General features: G+C 71.5%; 13 protein-coding genes. 8 read left to right on the forward strand and 5 right to left on the reverse strand.

Going from position 1 to position 18,506, the window contains the following annotated elements:
• Positions 1-19: 19 nt before the first annotated feature.
• From leuC to ABL310_RS00175, 4 genes are all read right to left on the reverse strand, one after another.
• The gene (gene leuC, locus ABL310_RS00160; protein WP_349369706.1) at positions 20-1,447 is read right to left on the reverse strand and encodes a 3-isopropylmalate dehydratase large subunit; all 1,428 of its coding nucleotides are present in this window, start codon (positions 1,445-1,447) and stop codon (positions 20-22) included.
• A gap of 168 nt (positions 1,448-1,615) precedes the next feature.
• Entirely contained in the window at positions 1,616-2,083 is a 468-nt protein-coding gene (gene rplS / locus ABL310_RS00165; protein WP_349369707.1) for a 50S ribosomal protein L19, read from the reverse strand.
• A 125-nt stretch (positions 2,084-2,208) separates the two neighbouring features.
• Positions 2,209-4,953 (reverse strand): formate dehydrogenase subunit alpha, encoded by a 2,745-nt coding sequence (fdhF, locus tag ABL310_RS00170; protein WP_349369708.1) that lies wholly within the window; start codon positions 4,951-4,953, stop codon positions 2,209-2,211.
• Positions 4,950-6,656 (reverse strand): NAD(P)H-dependent oxidoreductase subunit E, encoded by a 1,707-nt coding sequence (locus tag ABL310_RS00175; RefSeq protein ID WP_374730355.1) that lies wholly within the window; start codon positions 6,654-6,656, stop codon positions 4,950-4,952. The genes fdhF and ABL310_RS00175 overlap by 4 nt, the downstream gene beginning before the upstream one ends.
• A 207-nt stretch (positions 6,657-6,863) precedes the next feature.
• Between ABL310_RS00175 and ABL310_RS00180 the strand changes: the two genes are divergently transcribed.
• Positions 6,864-7,862 carry a Gfo/Idh/MocA family oxidoreductase gene (locus ABL310_RS00180; protein ID WP_349369709.1) on the forward strand — a complete coding sequence of 333 codons (999 nt, stop codon included), beginning with the start codon at positions 6,864-6,866 and terminating at the stop codon, positions 7,860-7,862.
• A 138-nt stretch (positions 7,863-8,000) separates the two neighbouring features.
• A complete protein-coding gene (locus ABL310_RS00185) occupies positions 8,001-8,219 on the forward strand; it encodes a hypothetical protein (protein WP_349369710.1) in 219 nt (72 codons plus the stop codon).
• A 2-nt stretch (positions 8,220-8,221) separates the two neighbouring features.
• Here ABL310_RS00185 and ABL310_RS00190 read toward each other — a convergent pair whose 3' ends face one another.
• Entirely contained in the window at positions 8,222-8,854 is a 633-nt protein-coding gene (locus ABL310_RS00190) for a DUF938 domain-containing protein (RefSeq protein ID WP_349369711.1), read from the reverse strand.
• Positions 8,855-8,977: 123 nt separating this feature from the next.
• Here ABL310_RS00190 and ABL310_RS00195 point away from each other — a divergent pair, with 123 nt between their 5' ends.
• The 6 genes from ABL310_RS00195 (at position 8,978) to ABL310_RS00220 (ending at position 18,415) form a co-directional block, all read left to right on the forward strand.
• On the forward strand, positions 8,978-9,217 hold the full coding sequence (locus tag ABL310_RS00195; protein WP_374730356.1) for a hypothetical protein: 240 nt from the start codon (positions 8,978-8,980) through the stop codon (positions 9,215-9,217).
• A gap of 88 nt (positions 9,218-9,305) precedes the next feature.
• A complete protein-coding gene (locus tag ABL310_RS00200) occupies positions 9,306-10,295 on the forward strand; it encodes a glyceraldehyde 3-phosphate dehydrogenase NAD-binding domain-containing protein (protein ID WP_349369712.1) in 990 nt (329 codons plus the stop codon).
• 9 nt (positions 10,296-10,304) lie between these two features.
• Positions 10,305-13,235, forward strand: a complete 2,931-nt coding sequence (locus ABL310_RS00205; protein WP_349369713.1) for an HAD-IC family P-type ATPase — start codon at positions 10,305-10,307, stop codon at positions 13,233-13,235.
• The gene (gene otsB, locus ABL310_RS00210; RefSeq protein WP_349369714.1) at positions 13,232-14,806 is read left to right on the forward strand and encodes a trehalose-phosphatase; all 1,575 of its coding nucleotides are present in this window, start codon (positions 13,232-13,234) and stop codon (positions 14,804-14,806) included. Before ABL310_RS00205 ends, otsB begins: the two co-directional genes overlap by 4 nt.
• Positions 14,803-17,343 carry a glycosyl hydrolase family 65 protein gene (locus ABL310_RS00215; protein ID WP_349369715.1) on the forward strand — a complete coding sequence of 847 codons (2,541 nt, stop codon included), beginning with the start codon at positions 14,803-14,805 and terminating at the stop codon, positions 17,341-17,343. The genes otsB and ABL310_RS00215 overlap by 4 nt, the downstream gene beginning before the upstream one ends.
• Before the next feature lie 64 nt (positions 17,344-17,407).
• On the forward strand, positions 17,408-18,415 hold the full coding sequence (locus ABL310_RS00220; protein WP_349369716.1) for a hydroxyacid dehydrogenase: 1,008 nt from the start codon (positions 17,408-17,410) through the stop codon (positions 18,413-18,415).
• The last annotated feature ends 91 nt before the right edge of the window (positions 18,416-18,506 follow it).

Genomic DNA, 18,506 nt, shown 5'->3' on the forward strand with positions numbered 1-18,506 from the left:
CTGCACAGGGACCCGAGCCTCACTGCGCCGCCGTCTCCATCCCGGCCATCTCCCGCACGTCGACGAACCGCCCTGCGATCGCGGCGGCCGCGGCCATCGCCGGGGAGACGAGGTGGGTGCGGCCCTTGAAGCCCTGGCGACCCTCGAAATTGCGGTTCGAGGTCGAGGCGCAGCGCTCCTCGGGCGACAGGCGGTCGGCGTTCATGGCGAGGCACATCGAGCAGCCCGGCTCGCGCCACTCGAAGCCGGCGGCGAGGAAGATCTCGTGCAGGCCCTCGGCCTCGGCCTGCATCTTCACGAGGCCCGAGCCCGGGACGATCAGCGCGTTCACGCCCTCGGCCACGCGCTTGCCCTCGACCACCTTCGCCACCGCGCGCAGGTCCTCGATGCGGCCGTTGGTGCACGAGCCGATGAAGACGCGATCGAGCGTGATGTCGGTCATCTTCATGCCGGGCGTGAGGCCCATGTACTGCAGCGCCCGCCACTTGGAGGCGCGCTTGTTGGGGTCCTCGATGTCGTCCGGGTTCGGCACCACGCCGGTGACCGAGACGACGTCCTCCGGGGAGGTGCCCCAGGAGACGATGGGCGGCAGGTTCGCCGCGTCGAGCACGACCTCGCGGTCGAAATGGGCGCCCTCGTCGGTCTTGAGGCTCTCCCAATAGGCCACCGCCCGATCCCAGGCCTCGCCCTTGGGCGCCTTCGGGCGGTCCTTCAGGTAGGCGTAGGTCTTCTCGTCGGGCGCGATCAGCCCGGCGCGGGCGCCGCCCTCGATCGACATGTTGCAGACCGTCATGCGGCCTTCCATCGAGAGCTGGCGGATGGCCGAGCCGGCGTACTCGATGACGGACCCGGTGCCGCCGGCCGTGCCGATCTCGCCGATGATGGCGAGGATGATGTCCTTCGCGGTGACGCCGGCGGGGAGATCCCCCTCCACGCGCACGCGCATGTTCTTGGCCTTCTTCTGGATCAGCGTCTGTGTCGCGAGCACGTGCTCGACCTCGGACGTGCCGATGCCGTGGGCGAGCGCCCCGAAGGCGCCGTGGGTCGAGGTGTGGCTGTCGCCGCACACGATCGTCGTGCCCGGCAGGGTGAAGCCCTGCTCCGGCCCGACCACGTGGACGATGCCCTGACGCCGGTCGAGCTCGTCGTAGTACTCGACGCCGAACTCCGCCGCGTTCTTGGCGAGCGCCTCCACCTGGGTCGCGCTCTCGGGATCCTCGATGCCGTGCGAGCGGTCGGTGGTCGGCACGTTGTGGTCGACGACGGCGAGGGTGCGCGTCGGCTGGCGCACCGTGCGGCCGGAGACGCGCAGGCCCTCGAAGGCCTGGGGCGAGGTCACCTCGTGGACGAGATGGCGGTCGATGTAGAGGAGGCAGGTCCCGTCCGGCTGGGTGTCGACCACGTGATCGTCCCAGATCTTGTCGTACATCGTGCGGGGCTTCGTCATCGTCTCGACCTCTTCAGGTGCCTGTGGCCCGAACTTAGCGATGCGCGCGCGCCGCGCAAGGCGCGGATCCGTCGCGGCAGGGCGCTCTCTCGCGCCCGAAATGCGAAACAGCGCGGCCTTTGGCGGGCCGCGCTGCGCAACAACCTCACGCCTGCCGGCGGGAAGGGCTCACTCGGCGGCGGTCTCGGCGGCCGCCTGCTTGGCGGCTTCCTTCGCGGCCTTCTCGGCGGCGTTCTTCTCGGCGCGGGCCTGGTTCTCGACCTCGCGCTGGCGCTGGGCGCGGCGATCGGTGCGCTCCGCGATACGGGCCGACTTGCCGCGGCGATCGCGCAGGTAGTACAGCTTGGCGCGACGGACCTTGCCGCGACGGACGACCTCGATCGACTCGACCATCGGCGAGTAGACCGGGAAGACACGCTCGACGCCCTCGCCGTAGGAGATCTTGCGGACCGTGAAGCTCTCCTGGATGCCGCCGCCGTTGCGGGCGATGCACACGCCCTCGTAGGCCTGCACGCGGGTGCGGTCGCCTTCGCGCACGCGCACGTTCACGATCACGGTATCGCCCGGCTCGAAGTCGGGGATGGTCTTGCCGAGCTTGGCGATCTGCTCCTGCTCGATCTGCTGGATGATGTTCATGACAATGCTCCTGCCGTTGCGCGGCCGGTGTGCCGACCGTCGCGGGATTTCGGCGTCCTGTTTTGAGTTGGCCCGCGCCCATAGCCGAAACCGCGGGCTTTGTCGAGAGGCGAGACGCGCGCGGCTCAGGCGCGCGAGACCCGCGCCGCGCAGTACTTGAACTCGGGGATCTTGCCGTCGGGGTCGATCGCCGGGTTGGTGAGGAGGTTGGCCGCCGCCTCGACATAGGCGAAGGGCACGAAGACCATGTCCTCCTGCAGCGCCGCGTCCGCCCGCGCGGTGAGCGCGATGGCGCCGCGGCGGGTCTCGACCCGGATCGTCTCGCCGGCGGCGAGCCCCATGGCGGCGAGCGTGCGCGGGTTGAGGCTCGCGGTGGGCGCCGGCTCGAGCGCGTCGAGAATGCCGGCGCGCCGCGTCATGGCGCCGGTGTGCCAGTGCTCCAGCTGCCGCCCCGTGGTGAGGACGAGCGGGAACTCGGTATCCGGCGTCTCGTCCGGCGCGCGCAGGCCCGCCGGGACGAAGAGCGCCTTGCCGCCGGCACGCGGGAAGGCGTCGCCGAAGACGTTGGCCTCGCCGGGATGGTCCGGCGCCGGGCAGGGATAGGTGACGACGTCCTCGCGCTCGAGCCGCTCCCAGGTGATGTTGGCGAGAGACGGCATCACCCGCGCCATCTCGGCGAACACGTCGCGCGGATGCGCGTAGTCCCACGGCAGCCCGAGCCGCGTTCCGAGATCGAGGAGGATGGCGAAATCCTCGCGCGCCTGCCCGGGGGGCGCGAGCGCCGGGCGGCCCATCTGGACCTGGCGGTTGGAGTTCGTGACGGTGCCCGTCTTCTCCGGCCAGGCGGAGGCCGGGAGCACCACGTCGGCGTACATCGCCGTCTCGGTGAGGAAGATGTCCTGGACCACGCAGTGGTCGAGCCGCGCCAGCGCGTCGCGGGCATGCGCCACGTCGGGGTCCGACATGGCCGGGTTCTCGCCCATGACGTAGAGCGCGCGGATCGCCCCGTCGTGGATCGCGTCCATGATCTCGGTGACGGTCAGCCCCGGCTCGGCCGAGACCGGGAAGCCCCAGGCCGCCTCGAAGCGCTCGCGGATCGCGGGGTCGGTCACCTTGGCGTAGTCCGGCAGCACCATCGGGATCAGGCCCGCGTCGGAGGCGCCCTGGACGTTGTTCTGCCCGCGCAGCGGATGGAGCCCCGTGCCCGGCCGGCCGACCTGGCCCGTCATCAGCGCGAGCGAGATCAGGCAGCGCGCGTTGTCGGTGCCGTGGGTGTGCTGCGAGACGCCCATGCCCCAGAACACGATGGAGCGCTCCGCCGTGGCGTAGAGCCGGGCCACCTCGCGGATCGTGCCCGCGTCGACGCCGCAGCGCTCTTCCATCGCCTCCGGCGTGTAGGCGGCGAGATGCTCGGCGAGGCGCTCGTAGCCCTCGGTGTGGGTGGCGACGTACTCGCGGTCGACGAGATCCTCCGCCACGATGACGTGCATCATCGCGTTGAGGAGCGCGACGTCGGAGCCGGGACGGAAGCGCAGCCGATGCGTCGCGTGCTTCGTCATCAGGGTGCTGCCGCGCGGGTCCATCACCACGAGCTTCGCGCCGCGCTTCACCGCCTGCTTGAAGTAGGTCGCGGCGACGGGGTGGTTCTCGGTGGGGTTCGCGCCGATGACGACGATCACGTCGGCGATCGCCGCGTCGGTGAAGGGCGCGGTGACGGCGCCCGAGCCGATGCCCTCCATCAGCGCGGCGACGGAGGAGGCGTGGCACAGCCGCGTGCAATGGTCGACGTTGTTGTGGCCGAAGGCCTGGCGCACGAGCTTCTGGACGAGGTAGGCCTCCTCGTTCGAGCCCTTGGCCGAGCCGAAGCCGGCGATGGCCTTGCCGCCATGCGCGTCGCGGATGCGGGCGAGGCCGCCGGCGGCGGCGTCGAGCGCCTCCTCCCAGCTGGCCTCGCGGAAATGCGTCCAGGGGTTCGCCGGGTCGACGTTCAGGCCCTTGGGCGCGCCCGCCTTGCGGATCAGCGGCACGGTGAGGCGCTCGGGGCTCGCCACGTAGTCGAAGCCGAAGCGGCCCTTGACGCAAAGCCGGTTCTCGTTCGCCGGCCCGTCGCGGCCCTCGACATAGGCGATGGCGCCGTCGCGGATCTTGAAGGAGATCTGGCAGCCGACCCCGCAATAGGGGCACACCGAGTTCACCGTCTCGTCCGCGCCGCGGGTCCCCACCTGCGTCTCCCGGTCGACGATCGAGGCGGGCATCAGCGCGCCCGTCGGGCAGGCCTGGACGCATTCGCCGCAGGCGACGCAGGTCGAGACGCCCATCGGGTCGGCGAGGTCGAAGACCGGGACGTGGTGGTCGCCGCGATAGGCCATGCCGATCACGTCGTTGACCTGCACCTCGCGGCAGGCGCGGGCGCACAGCGTGCAGGAGATGCACGCGTCGAGATTCACCGCCATGGCGGGGTGCGAGAGATCGGGCCCCGGCGGATGATCACGTCCGGGGAAGCGCGACAGGGTCACGCCCTGCGCCTCGGCGAAGCGCCAGAGCGGGGAGGCCGCGTCGTGCGCCATGTCCTGCGGCGGCTGGTCGGCGACGAGGAGCTCCATCACCAGCCGGCGCGCCGTCGTCGCACGCTCGGAGGCGCTCTTGACGATCATGCCCTCGGCGGCCGGGCGGATGCAGGATGCGGCGAGCACGCGCTCGCCCTCGATCTCGACCATGCAGGCGCGGCAATTGCCGTCCGGGCGGTAGCCCGGCTCGGGGCGATGGCACAGATGCGGGATCGTCGTGCCTTCGCGGCGGGCGACCTCCCAGATCGTCTCCCCGTCCCGCGCCTCGACCGCGCGTCCGTCGAGCGTGAAGCGGATGGTCATCGGGCGGTCTCCACGGGAAAATAGTTCAGCACGCTCGCGATCGGGTTCGCCGCCGCCTGGCCGAGCCCGCAGATCGAGGCGTCGCGCATGACCTGCTCGAGATCGCCCAGGAGGTGGAGGTCCCAGCGGCCGTCGGCGAGGAGGGCCTCCGCCTTCTGCGTCCCGTTCCGGCAGGGCGTGCACTGGCCGCACGATTCGTGGCGGAAGAAGCGGATCAGGTTGAGCGCGACCGCGCGCACGTCGTCCCGGTCGGACAACACGACCACCGCATGGGAGCCGACGAAGGCCTTGTGCGGCTCCAGCATGCCGAAATCGAGCGGCAGGTCCGCCATGCGCGCCGGCAGGATGCCGCCGGAGGCCCCGCCCGGCAGGTAGCCGTAGAGCGCGTGACCGTCCTGCATGCCCCCGCAATGCGTCTCGATCAGCTCCCGGCAGGTGATTCCCGCCGGCGCGAGCTTCACGCCGGGCCGCTTGACGCGACCCGACACCGAGAACGAGCGCAAACCCTTGTGGCCGCGCGCGCCCAGCCCGGCGAACCAGCCGGGCCCCTTCTCGACGATGTCGCGCACCCAGAACAGGGTCTCGACGTTGTGGTTGAGCGTCGGGCGGCCGAACAGGCCGCGTTCGGCGATGTAGGGCGGGCGGTGGCGGGGCAGGCCGCGCTTGCCTTCGATCGATTCGAGCATGGCGCTCTCCTCGCCGCAGATATAGGCGCCGGCCCCGCGCCTCAGCTCGATCGGCGCATGCCGGTCGAGGCCCGCGGCCTTGATCGCGGCGATCTCGCGCTCGAGCAGGGCGCGCACCCCGGCGTACTCGTCGCGCAGATAGATATAGAGCCGCTCCGCCTCCACCGCCCAGGCGGCGACGAGCGCGCCCTCGAGGAAGCGATGCGGATCGCGCTCGAGGTGGTAGCGGTCCTTGAAGGTGCCGGGCTCGCCCTCGTCGGCGTTCACCGTCATCAGCCGCGGGCCGGGGAAGCCGCGCACGATCGCCCATTTGCGCCCGGCCGGGAAGCCGGCGCCGCCGAGCCCGCGCAGCCCCGCGTCGGAGAGGGTCGCCACCAGGCTCTCGGCGTCGCGCGCGCCCGAGAGGCATTCGTCGAGGAGGCGATAGCCGCCCTCCTCCCGATAGCGGTCGAGCGACAGCGCCTGCGCCGGTACCGGCTCGACCGTGTCCCCGGTCCGCGCCGCGGCGAGCACCGCCTCCGGCGTCGCGCGCTCGACGGCGCGCGTCCCGACGTGAACCGCCGGGGCGCCGGCGCAGCGCCCGATGCAGGGGGCGGCGAGAACGCGGATCTCGGCCGGGTCGGCGCCCGCCTCGAGCGCCGCCTGCAGCCGCTCGGCGCCCGCCATCATGCAGGCGACGCCGTCGCAGACGCGGATCGTCAGCGGCGCGGGGGCGGCCTCGCCCTCCTTCACGATGTCGAAATGATGATAGAAGCTCGCGACCTCGTAGACCTCGGCCTCGGGAACGCGGAACTCCTCGGCGAGCGCCTTGAGGTGCCGCGCGGCGAGGTGGCCGACGCCGTCCTGGAGCCGATGCAGAGCCTCGATCAGGAGGTCGCGCCGGCGCTCCATGGCGCCGAGCAGGCTGCGGACCTCGGCGAGGGCGGCCTCGTCGAGCGGGCGGCCGCGGGGGCGAAAGCGCGGTCCGTTCCCCCGCTTCTTCCTCGGCGCGGTGTCCGTCGGTGCGATTTCGCGCATATCCGTCTCGTTCTTCTCGCGTCCCGCGCAGGCGCCGGACGTTCTCCACCCGAAGGGGAAGCATCCGATTCCCGCGCGCCCGTGTCCAGCGGCGTGGTCGCGGCATCATGCCGTCGCCCCGCTGCAAGAGGCTGTCGATTTTTCGCCACTTGGCGAAACGGGAGCGTCATGGCAAGCAGTCTTCCCATCATCTTCTCCGGAACGACCATGGATCGCAGCAACGGCATCGGGATCGGCATCATCGGCTACGGAATCATGGGCGAGCGCCTGCTGCGCGCCGCACTCGGGCCCGGGGCCGGGTCCGTACGCGTCTGCGGCGTCTGGGATCCGTCGCCGGCCGCGATGAAGCGGCTGGCCGAGGCGTTTCCGGAGATCGCCCGCTTCGAGGGCGTCGCGCCGCTGATCGAGGGCTGCGCGTGCGTCTACGTCGCCTCGCCCCCCGCCGCGCATCTCGACCACGCCCGGGCGGCGCTCGGGGCCGGCAAGGCCCTGTTCTGCGAGAAGCCGCTCGCCGTCGACGTCGAGCAGGCGCGGGCCTTCGTGCGCGACGCCGAGGCGGCGGGCATGAGGGCCGCGGTGAACTTCCCCTTCGCCTCCTCCCTCGCCGTGGACCAGCTCGAGGCCTGGATGGCGGACGGCACGCTGGGTCCGTTGCAGGAGGCGGACATCGAGGTCTCCTTCGCGGCCTGGCCGCGGCCCTGGCAGGAGGACGCCGCCGCCTGGCTCGACCGGCGGCTTCAGGGCGGCTTCACCCGCGAGGTCCTGTCGCATTTCCTCTTCCTGGCCGGGCGTCTCGTCGGCCCCGCGACGCTCGGTCCCGCGAGCGTGCGCTACCCCGTCGATGGCGCCTCGGAGCGCGCCGTCGCGGCGGAGCTGACCGCGGGCGGCGTTCCGGTGCGCGTGCGCGGCCTCGTCGGCGAGACCGACAAGGCGGACACGAACGCCTTCACGCTCCACGGCGCGAACGGCGCGATCCGGCTGCGCGACTGGTCGGTCGCGGAGCGCCTGGTCGACGGCGTCTGGACCGAGGCCGAGGGCGCCCTCCCGCAGGAGGAGGCGCGCCCGATCACCCTCGCCCGCCAGCTCGGCAAGGTCGCCGCCATGACCCGCGGCGCGCCGCAGGATCTCGCCAGCCTGCGCGAGGCGCTCGCGGTCCAGGAGCTCGTCGAGGAGATCCTGCGCGCGGGCGAGGAAGCGGCCGCCTGAGGCCGGCGCCGCACCGTCCGCAGAGCCGTCCGGAGCGGAACGGCTAGGCTCTCGACGCGTTTTCCCGTCGAGGCCCTCGCATCCCCGCGCGACCCCGCGTCGGCGAGCGAGGGTCCTGAGACGGAAGGGATTTCCAGCATGGACCGAAAAGTCGAAGACGTGCGCGCCCGCCAAGGCTGGCGCGGCCGGCCCGTCCTCGCGATTCTCGTCATCTCCTTGGCGCTCGCGACGATCGCGTTCCTGGGATACGTCTTCTGGGCCTGGGAAACGACGCCGGACCTGGAGGGGCAGACCGGGACGCCGGCGGTGAACTCGCCCGCGAACGAGCAGAATCCGCTCCCGACGCAGAGCGATTGAGCTCACGCCCGGCGGAAGACGAGCATCATGTTGTTGGCCGGCATCTCGACCCGCTGCTCGAGCGCCAGGCCCTGCCCCGACGCGGCCCGCGCCACGTCGGCGACGTCGCGGATGCCCCAGCGCGGGTCCCGCGCCCTCAGCGAGGCGTCGAACTCGGCGTTCGAGGGCGCGGTGAAGCGGCCGTCGAGGTTGAACGGCCCGTAGAGAACGAGCGGCCCGCCCGGCGGCAGAAGCCGTCCGGCGCCCGCCATCAGGCCGAGCCCGGCCTCCCAGGGCGCGATGTGGATCATGTTGATCGAGACGATCGCGTCGGCGCGCTCCACCGGCCAGGCCGGCGCGGCGGCGTCGAGCGCGATCGGCGCCTCGAGATTCGCCAGCGCCGCATGGGCGCGCCAGGCGGCGATGCTGGCGCGGGCCTCCTCGCTCGGGTCGCTGGGGCGCCAGATCAGGCCCGGCAGGGCGCGGGCCATGTGGATCGCGTGCTCGCCGGTGCCGCTGGCGATCTCCAGCACGACGCCGCGCTCGGGGAGCACGCGCCGCAGCACGTCGAGGATCGGGTCGCGATTGCGCGCGGCCGCGGGCGCCACGAGGGCGCCGGGCGGTGGGGCGTCGGGATCGGAATCGTTCGTCGTCATCCGCCGATGGGCGCGCCGCGGGGCCCGTCTGTCAAGGCCGCGCGCCCCGGCCGCGTCCGCATTCCTCTTGCGCCCGGCCCCCGGCGTGGATTACGTCCGTGTCGTTCGCAGGAGGGCCCCGCCTTGGCCGGCAAGAGCACGAAGACCAACACCCGCAATCTCGTGACCGTCGTTTCGGTGATGATCCTCGTCGGCGCGGAGGTGTTCGGCGTGGCGCTCGCCGCCGGATGGGCCATCGCCGGCCTGTTCGAGCTCGGGGAGACCATCTCTTACGTGCTGATGGCCCTGTTCAGCCTCGCCGGCCTCTACCTGATGTGGAGCTTCTGGAAGAAGGCGATCTCGGTCGAGCCGATCAAGGGCTGACCTCGAGGCCTGAGCCACTCTTCTTCCCGGAACCGCGCCCGGCGGGGCGTGGTTGACCGTGCGTCTCCAGCGCCGGAAGGGAAGATCGATGCCGAACGTCGCGATCAACGGGCTCGGTCGCATCGGCCGGGCGACGCTCAAGATCGTCCAGGACACGCCCGGGCTCGACCTGGTCGCCGTCAACGACATCGCCCCCGCCGACAACCTCGCCTACCTGCTCAACCACGACACGGTCTACGGCCGCCCCGCCCAGGCGGCGACGGCGGGCGAGGACGCGCTCGAGGTCGGCGGGCGGCGCATCCGCGTGCTCTCGCAGAAGGATCCGGCGACGCTGCCCTGGGGCGAGATGGGCGTCGATCTCGTCTTCGAATGCACCGGCATCTTCCGCAGGGAGGAGCAGATGCGCGGCCATCTCGACGCCGGCGCGCGAAAGGTGCTGCTCTCCGCCCCGCCGAAGGGCGGCGACGTCCCCCTCGTCGTGCACGGCGTGAACGAGGCCGGCGATGCGACGCTGTTCTCCTGCGCGAGCTGCACGACGAACTGCATCACCCCGGTCTTCGAGGTGATGGGCCGGCGCATCGGCGTGCGCAAGGCGGCGATGACGACGGTGCACGCCTACACGTCCTCGCAGGAGATCGTCGACGCTCCCGCCTCGAAATGGCGCCGCGGGCGCGCGGCGGCGGCGAACCTGGTGCCGACCTCGACGGGCGCCGCCACCGCGACGACGAAGGTGCTGCCGGAATACCAGGGCCGCTTCGACGGCGTCGCCATCCGCGCGCCGGTGCCGGTGGGCTCCATCGCCGACCTCACCTTCGTCACCGAGCGCGCGACCTCCGTCGAGGAGATCAACGACGTCTTCGTCGAGGAGGCGAAGAGCGCCCGCTACGAGGGCGTCCTCGTCGTCGCCACGGCGCCGATCGTCTCCTCCGACGTCATCCGGGACCCCGCCGCCTCGATCTTCGATCCGTCCATGACGCAGGTGGTCGACGGCGACCTCGTCAAGGTGATGGCCTGGTACGACAACGAATGGGGCTATGCGGCGCAGATGGTGCGTGAGGCCCGGCGCGTGCTGAGCTGAGGCCGGGGCATGGCCGAGAAACGCGACGGCGAGGGGAGCGGCGCGGCGGCGAAGGCGCCGCCGCCGCTTCACGGCGGATCGGACGAGGACGGCGGGCGCCGCGACGAGCCGAAGGCGAAGAGGCCCGAGGGCGAAGAGCGGCGCGAGGAAGAGCGGCGCGAGCCCGAGGAGACGCTCCACGCCGCCCGCGAGAAGGGCGAGCCGCCCGACCCGGACGCGCTCGGCGAGCGCCCCTGGCACGCCGCCTCGCGCCAGGACGCGATCGACGCCCTGAAGACCGACCCCGAGAAGGGCCTCGGCGAGGACGAAGCCGGCCGCCGGCGGGAGCGCTACGGGCCCAACAAGCTGCCCGAGAAAAAGCGCGACACCATCCTCCAGGTGATCCTGCGCCAGTTCAAGGATCCGCTGATCTACGTGCTCCTCGCCGCCGGGACGGTGTCGCTGCTCGTCGGCAATTTCGAGGACGCGGCCTTCATCTTCCTGGTGCTCGCCTTCAACGCGGGTCTCGGCGCCTACCAGGAATACAAGGCGGAAAGCGCGGCGGAATCGCTCGGCCAGGTGATGCGGATCACGGCGAACGTCGTTCGCGGCGGCGACACGCGCGAGGTGGACGCCGAGGAGGTGGTGCCGGGCGATCTGATTGCGATCGCGTCCGGCGCGTCCGTGCCCGCCGACATCCGCCTGCTGCGCGCCACCGATCTCAAGGCCGACGAATCGCTCCTCACCGGCGAATCGATGGCGGTCGAGAAGAAGGCGCAGGCCGATATCGAGGCGGGCGCCCCGCTCGGCGACCGCGCGACCCTGCTGCACGCCGGCTCCACCGTCACGAGCGGACGCGCCAGGGGCGTCGCCGTGCGCACCGGCGTCCAGGCCGAGGTGGGCCGCATCGCCGAGTCGCTCGCCGAGGAGGGCGGCGAGCCCCCGCTCGTCATCCGCATCCGCCGCTTCACCCGGATCATCGCGGTCGCGGTCCTGGTGATCATCGTGGTTCTGGGCGGCGCCCAGGCGCTGCGCGGGGAAGACCTGTTCGACATCTTCCTGCTCGCGGTGGCGCTCGCCGTCTCGGCCATCCCCGCCGGCCTGCCGGTGGCGATCACGGTGGCGCTGTCCATCGGCTCGAACCGGATGGCGGCGCGCAACGTCATCGTCCGCAAGCTCCCCGCCGTCGAGGGGCTGGGCGCCTGCACGCTGATCGCCAGCGACAAGACCGGCACGCTCACGGAGAACAAGCTCTCCGCCCGGCGCATCCGCTTCCTCGACGAAGACGACGTCACCGTCTCCGGCGCGGGAGATCGCCTCGACGGCGGGCTTCAGCGCGACGACGCGGGCGTGTCGCTGGAGGACGACGAGCGGCTGCGCCGGCTCGTCGTCTCGGGGGCCCTGTGCAACGAGGGCCGGATCCGGGTCGATAACGGCGAGGTGGAGGGCAGCGGCGACACGGTCGACATCGCCTTCCTTGTCCTCGCCGGCAAGGCGGGCCTGAGGCGGGCCGATCTCCTCGAGGAGCACGAGGAGATCGGCGACATCCCCTTCGAATCCGAGCGCCGTTACGCCGCGACCTTCAACCGCCACGGCGACCGGATCGTCGCGCACGTCAAAGGCGCGGCGCAGACGCTGGTCGAGCTGTGCGACGTCGACGCGGACGCGGTCTCGAAGGCCGAGAAGGCGCTCGCCGACGAGGGCTACCGCGTCATCGCGGTGGCGGAAGGCCCGGTCGACGAGGCGGCGGCGCGGGAGGCGGACCCCGCCGCCTTGAGAGGCCTCGCGTTCCTCGGCCTCGTCGGGCTGATCGACCCCGTGCGCGAGAGCGTTCCGGACGCCGTCGAGCGCTGCCGGCACGCCGGCATCGACGTGCGCATGGTCACGGGCGATCACCCCTCCACCGCGCTCGCCATCGGCCGCCGGCTCGCCATCGCCGAGGACGAGGACGACGTCCTCACCGGGGCGGAGATCGGCAGGCGCGAGGAGGGCGCGAGCGGGCGCGCGGGCGCGATCCTCGGCTCGGCGATCTACGCCCGCATCGAGCCGCGGCAGAAGACCACCATCGTGGAGGCCCTGCAGGACGCCGGCCACTTCGTCGCCGTCACCGGGGACGGCGTCAACGACGCGCCGGCGCTCAGGCGGGCCAATATCGGCGTCGCCATGGGCAAGAGCGGCACCGACGTCGCCCGCGGCGCCGCCGACCTGATCCTGACCGACGACAATTTCGCCTCCATCGTCAACGGCGTCACCGAGGGCCGCATCGCCTACGACAACGTCCGCAAGGTGGTGTGGCTCCTGATCTCCACCGGCGTCGCCGAGCTGATCCTGTTCACGCTCTCGGTGATCTTCGACACGCCCTTGCCGCTCACCCCGGTGCAGCTCCTGTGGCTCAACCTGGTGACCAACGGCATCCAGGACGTGGCGCTCGCCTTCGAGAAGGGCGAGCCGGACGTGCTCGAGCGACGACCGCGGCGGCCGGACGAGCGCATCTTCAACCGGCTGATGATCGAGGAGGTGGCGACGTCGGGGGTCTACATGGGCCTCGTGTCCTTCGCGGTGTTCTGGTTCGCCTATTACGAGCTGAACATGACGCTGTTCGAGGCGCAGAACCTGCTCCTCCTGCTCATGGTCCTGTTCGAGAACGTGCACGCCTTCAACGTGCGCTCGGAGACCCGCTCGGCCTTCCGCATCCCGCTGCGGGACAACAGGCTCCTCGTCGGCGCCGTGGTCCTGGCGCAGGGCGTGCATATCCTCTCGATGTTCATCCCCGGCTGGAACGAGATCCTCGACATCGCGCCGGTCTCGCTCGCCACGTGGGGGACGCTGCTCGCCATCGCGGCGTCGAAATTCGTCGCGGTGGAGCTTTATAAATGGCTGCGCGGGCGCGACCTCGCCAGGCGCCTGAACGAGGAGCCCACCGGCTTCGAGAAGCGTCGGCAGGAACGGAGGGCGGCATGACGATGATCGCGGGTGCGGACGAGGAGGCGATCGCGGCGGCGATCTTCGACATGGACGGCGTCGTCACCGACTCGGCCGAGGCGCATTTCGCCGCCTGGAAGGAGACCTTCGACGAGGTCGTGCGCGAGCACGCCTTCGGCGAGGCGGCGCGGCCCTTCACCCGGGCCGATTACCGCGAGCATGTCGACGGGGTGCCGCGCTTCGACGGCGTGCGGCGCTTCCTCGCCTCGCGCGGAATCGCGCTGCCCGAGGGCGAGCCCGGCGAGGAGCGCCTCGACAGCGTCCAGGGCGTCGGCACGGCGAAGAACCGGCGCTTCCAGCGTTGGCTCGAGGAGAAGCCGGTGCCGACCTACGAGGACACCATCGCCTTCATCCACGCGCTGAAGCGGCGCGGGATCAGGGTCGGGATCTTCTCGGCGAGCCGCAACGCGGTGCGCGTGCTGGACAGCGCGGGCGTGCGCGACCTGTTCGACGCCAAGGTCGACGGGATCGACGCGCGCGAGGCGGACCTGCCCGGCAAGCCCGAGCCCGACGTGCTGATCGCATGCGCCCGCCGCCTCGGCGCGGAGCCGGCGCGCACGATGGTGTTCGAGGACGCCGTGTCGGGCGTCCAGGCCGGCGCCAAGGGGCGCTTCCGGCTGGTCGTCGGCGTGAACCGCGAGGACGAGCGCGCCGATTCGCACGGCGTCGACCTGCGCGCCCACGGCGCCGATCTCGTCACCCGCGACCTGCGCCGCCTCCTGGCCGACGACGGCCTGAGCCTGCGCGCCACCGACACGCTGCCCGACCCGCTCGAGGAGCGCGACGCGTTCGCACGACGCCTCGGCGACAGGCCGCTCGCCGTCTTCCTCGACTACGACGGCACCCTCACCCCCATCGTCGAGGACTTCACCGCGGCCGGCCTCTCGCCCGAGATGGAGGCGACCCTCGAGCGGCTGGGGCGGGCGACCAAGGTGGCGGTGATCTCCGGGCGCGACCTCGAGGACGTGCAGAACCGCGTCCGGCTGCCCGAGATCTACTATGCCGGCTCGCACGGCTTCGACATCGCGGGCCCCGCCTCGCTGCGCGCGCGCCCGGGGGAGGCGGAGCGCTTCCTGCCCGCCCTCGACGCCGCGGAAGGCGCCCTGCGCGACCGGCTGGCGGACATCGCGGGCGCGAGGATCGAGCGCAAGACGTTCTCCATCGCCGTGCATTGGCGCGGGGCGGCCGAGGCCGACGTCGCGCGCATCGAGGACCACGTCGACTCGGTGGTGGAGGCGCACGAGACGCTGCGCAAGAGCCGGGGCAAGAAGGTCTTCCAGATCCAGCCGCGTACGGACTGGGACAAGGGCCGGGCCGTGCGCTGGCTTCTCGACCACACGCCGATGGGTGAGGGCGAGCCCTGCCCGCTCTACGTGGGCGACGACCTCACCGACGAGGACGCCTTCGCGGCGCTCGACGCCGACGGGATCGGGATCGTGGTGCGCGACGGCGCCCGCGCCACCGCCGCCGACTACGCGATCGACGACCCGGACGCCGTGCGCCGCTTCCTCGACATGCTCGCGGAACGCGCGGAAGGGAGACCGCCATGATCGTCGACGCCGCCACGCCAGCCGGCGACTGGGTGCTCTCCTACGACGGGTTCGAGCCCGAGCAGGAAGGCCTGCGCGAGGTGCTCTGCGCGCTCGGGAACGGCACCATCGTCTCCCGCGCCGCCGCGCCGAACGCGCTGGCCGACGACGTGCATTATCCCGGCAGCTATCTCGCCGGCGGCTACGATCGGCTGGCGACGACGATCGCCGGCGAGACCATCGAGAACGAGGATCTCGTCAACCTGCCGAACTGGCTGCCGCTCGTCTTCCGCATCGCCGACGGCCCTTGGCTGCGGCCGGGGGACGTCGAACAGATCGGCTACCGGCAGGCGCTCGATCTGCATGCCGGCGTGCTGCGCCGGGTCGTGCGCATGCGCGACGGAGACGGACGCGTGGTGCGCTGGGACGAGGAGCGCATCGTCTCCATGCACGCGCCGCACCTCGCCGCGCTCAGGGTGGCGCTGACGCCGGAGAACTTCTCCGACCCGATGACGATCCGCGCCGGGCTCGACGGCTCGGTGATCAATTGGGGCGTGAAGCGCTACCGGGAGCTGAACGGCCGGCATCTCGAGACCCTCGACACCGGCGCCGTCGAGGGCGACGTGCTCACGCTGCGCTCCCGCTTCGTCCAGGCGCGGCGGGAGGTGGCGCTCGCCGCGCGCACGCGGGTGACGGCGGCCGGCGGGCCGGTGGTGCCGGCGCGAATCGAGACGCTGGCGAACCAGGCCTCGCACGAGTTCGACGTCGCGGCCCGGGAGGGCCAGGCGATGGTGGTGGAGAAGATCGCCGCCTACGCCAGCTCGCAGGACAAGGCGAGCTCCGAGCCGTTGCTCGAGGCCGTCAAGCACGTGCGTCGCGCCGGGCCGTTCTCGGAGCTGCGCGCCGCGCACGTGAAGGCGTGGGCGCACCTGTGGCAGCAGGCGGACATCCGGGTGGAGAGCGAGGCCGATCAGGAGGCGCAGCTCAAGCTCAGGCTCCACATCTTCCACCTGCTGCAGACCGCGTCCGGCCATTCCGTCGACCGCGACGTGGGCGTGCCGCCCCGGGGCTGGCACGGCGAGGCCTATCGCGGCCACATCATGTGGGACGAGCTCTTCATCTTCCCCTACCTGAACCTGCGCCTGCCGGTGCTCACCCGCGCCCTCCTGCGCTACCGATACCGCCGCCTCGACGAGGCGCGGCGGCTGGCGGCGGAGGCCGGCCTGCGGGGCGCGATGTTCCCCTGGCAGAGCGGCTCGGACGGGCGCGAGGAGAGCCAGCGCATCCACCTCAACCCGGTCTCGGGCAATTGGATTCCCGACAATTCCTGGCGCCAGCGCCATATCGGCGCGGCGGTGGCCTATAATGTCTGGCAATACGTGGAAGCGACGGACGATCGCGGTTTCCTGCGCGACTACGGCGCGGAGCTGTTCCTGGAGATCGCCCGCTTCTTCGCGAGCCTCGCCGAGCGGCGGCCCGACGGGCGCTGGGGCATCTGCGGGGTGATGGGGCCGGACGAGTTCCACACCGCCTATCCCGGCGCCGACCCGCGCACGGAGGGCGGGCTCGACAACAACGCCTACACCAACGTCATGGCCTCCTGGCTGCTGACGCGGGTCGTCGACGTGCTCGACCTGCTCGCCCCGGACGACCGCGCCCGGCTGATCGACCGGCTCGAGATCACCGACGCCGAGCTCGCGCTCTGGACCGAGATCAGCCGTGGCCTCTTCATCCCCTTCCACGACGACGGGATCATCAGCCAGTTCGAAGGCTGGGAGCAGCTGAAGGAGTTCGACTGGGACGGCTATCGGGAGAAGTACGGCAACATCCAGCGCCTCGACCGGCTGCTCGAGGCGGAGGGGGACCACCCCAACCACTACAAGGTCTCCAAGCAGGCCGACGTGCTGATGATCTTCTATCTGTTCAGCCGCGAGGAGATCGACGAGATCTTCCACCGGCTGGGCTACGCTTTCTCGCCGGAGCAGATCTTCCGCAACATCCAGTATTACGGCCGGCGGACCTCCCACGGCTCGACGCTCAGCTTCGTCACCCACGCCTGGGTGCTCGCCCGCTCCGACCGCCAGCGCTCCTGGGCGCTCGCGCTCCAGGCGCTCGACGCCGACATCGCCGACGTGCAGGGGGGCACCACCCAGGAAGGCATCCATCTCGGCGCCATGGCGGGCACCGTCGACCTGATGCAGCGCTGCTATACGGGGATCGAGGTCGCCACCGGCGCGCTCCTGTTCAACCCGCGCCTGCCGGAGGAGATGCGCTGCCTGCGCACCACCGTGCGCTACCGCCGGCAGGTGCTCGACATCGAGGTGGACCAGGAGCGGCTGACGGTGTCGAGCCGGGTGATGACCGCCTCGCCCGTGGTGATCGCCTATCGCGGCCACGCCCGCGCGATCAGCCCGGGCCAGAGCTTCGCCTTCGAGCTCGTGCGCGAGGTCAAGCCCGACCGGCCCGCGCGCGAGAGCGAGCAGAAGCGCGCCCGCGCCGAGCACGCCGAGGAGCAGGCGCGCGACGAGCAGGCGGGGCCGGAATCGCCCTCCGAATAGGCCGATCCGAACGCCGCTTCGCGCGTTTCGCCCGCATGGCGTCGGCGCCGCAGGGAGGAAAGCCATGGCCAGGATCGCGATCTTCGAGGTCGAGGAATGGGAGCGCGAGACCTTCGCGGATCTCGCCCGCGCGCACGACGTCGTCTTCCGCGAGGAGACGCTCGAGGCGGGCAATGCCGGCGAGGCGGCGGGCGCCGAGGTTCTCTCGACCTTCATCTATTCGCGGCTCACCCGCGAGGTGCTGGAGCCGTTCGAGAATCTCAAGCTGATCGCCACCCGCTCCACCGGCTTCGATCATGTCGATCTCGACACGTGCGAGGAGCGGGGCATCCAGGTCGCCAACGTGCCGAGCTACGGCGAGAACACGGTCGCCGAGCACGTCTTCGCGCTTCTCGGCGCGATCTCCCACAACATCGTCGCCGCCGCCGACCGCACGCGGCGCGGGGACTTCTCGCACGAGGGCCTGCAGGGCTTCGACCTGAAGGGCCGCACGCTCGGCGTCGTCGGCACCGGCCATATCGGCCGCTGGGCCGCGCGGATCGCCAGGGGCTACGGCATGGAGGTGCTGGCCTTCGACGTGAAGCCGGACGAGGAGGCCGCCCGCGAGATCGGGTTCGCCTACGTCGCCATGGACGAGCTGCTCGCGCGCTCGGACGTCGTCACCCTGCACGTGCCGGGCAGCGAGAAGACGAAGCACCTGATCTCCAGGGACGAGTTCGCGAAGATGAAGGACGGTTCGGTCCTCATCAACACGGCCCGCGGCCCCGTGGTCGACGTCGACGCGCTCCTGCACGCGCTCGCCTCCGGCAAGCTGCGCGCGGCCGGTCTCGACGTGCTGCCGCAGGAGCCGGTGGTGCGCGAGGAGGCGGAGCTGCTGCGCACCTACTTCCGCAAGGAGCACAAGCTCGATACGCTGCTCGCCGACCACATCCTGCTGCGGCTCTCCAACGTGGTGATCACGCCTCACACCGCCTTCGACACCAAGGAGGCCGTGCAGCGCATCCTCGACACGACGCACGACAACATCGCGGGCTTCCTCGAGGGCGAGCCGCGCAACGTCGTGAACGGCTGAGCGGTCGCGCACGCCGCGGGCAACGACCCCGGCTTGGCAATACGGCGGCGGCATGCCACCTTGGGGCGTATCGTCGACCACCGGAGGACCG

Origin of the sequence: Salinarimonas sp. (assembly GCF_040111675.1) — a bacterium.
Classification (GTDB): domain Bacteria; phylum Pseudomonadota; class Alphaproteobacteria; order Rhizobiales; family Beijerinckiaceae; genus Salinarimonas.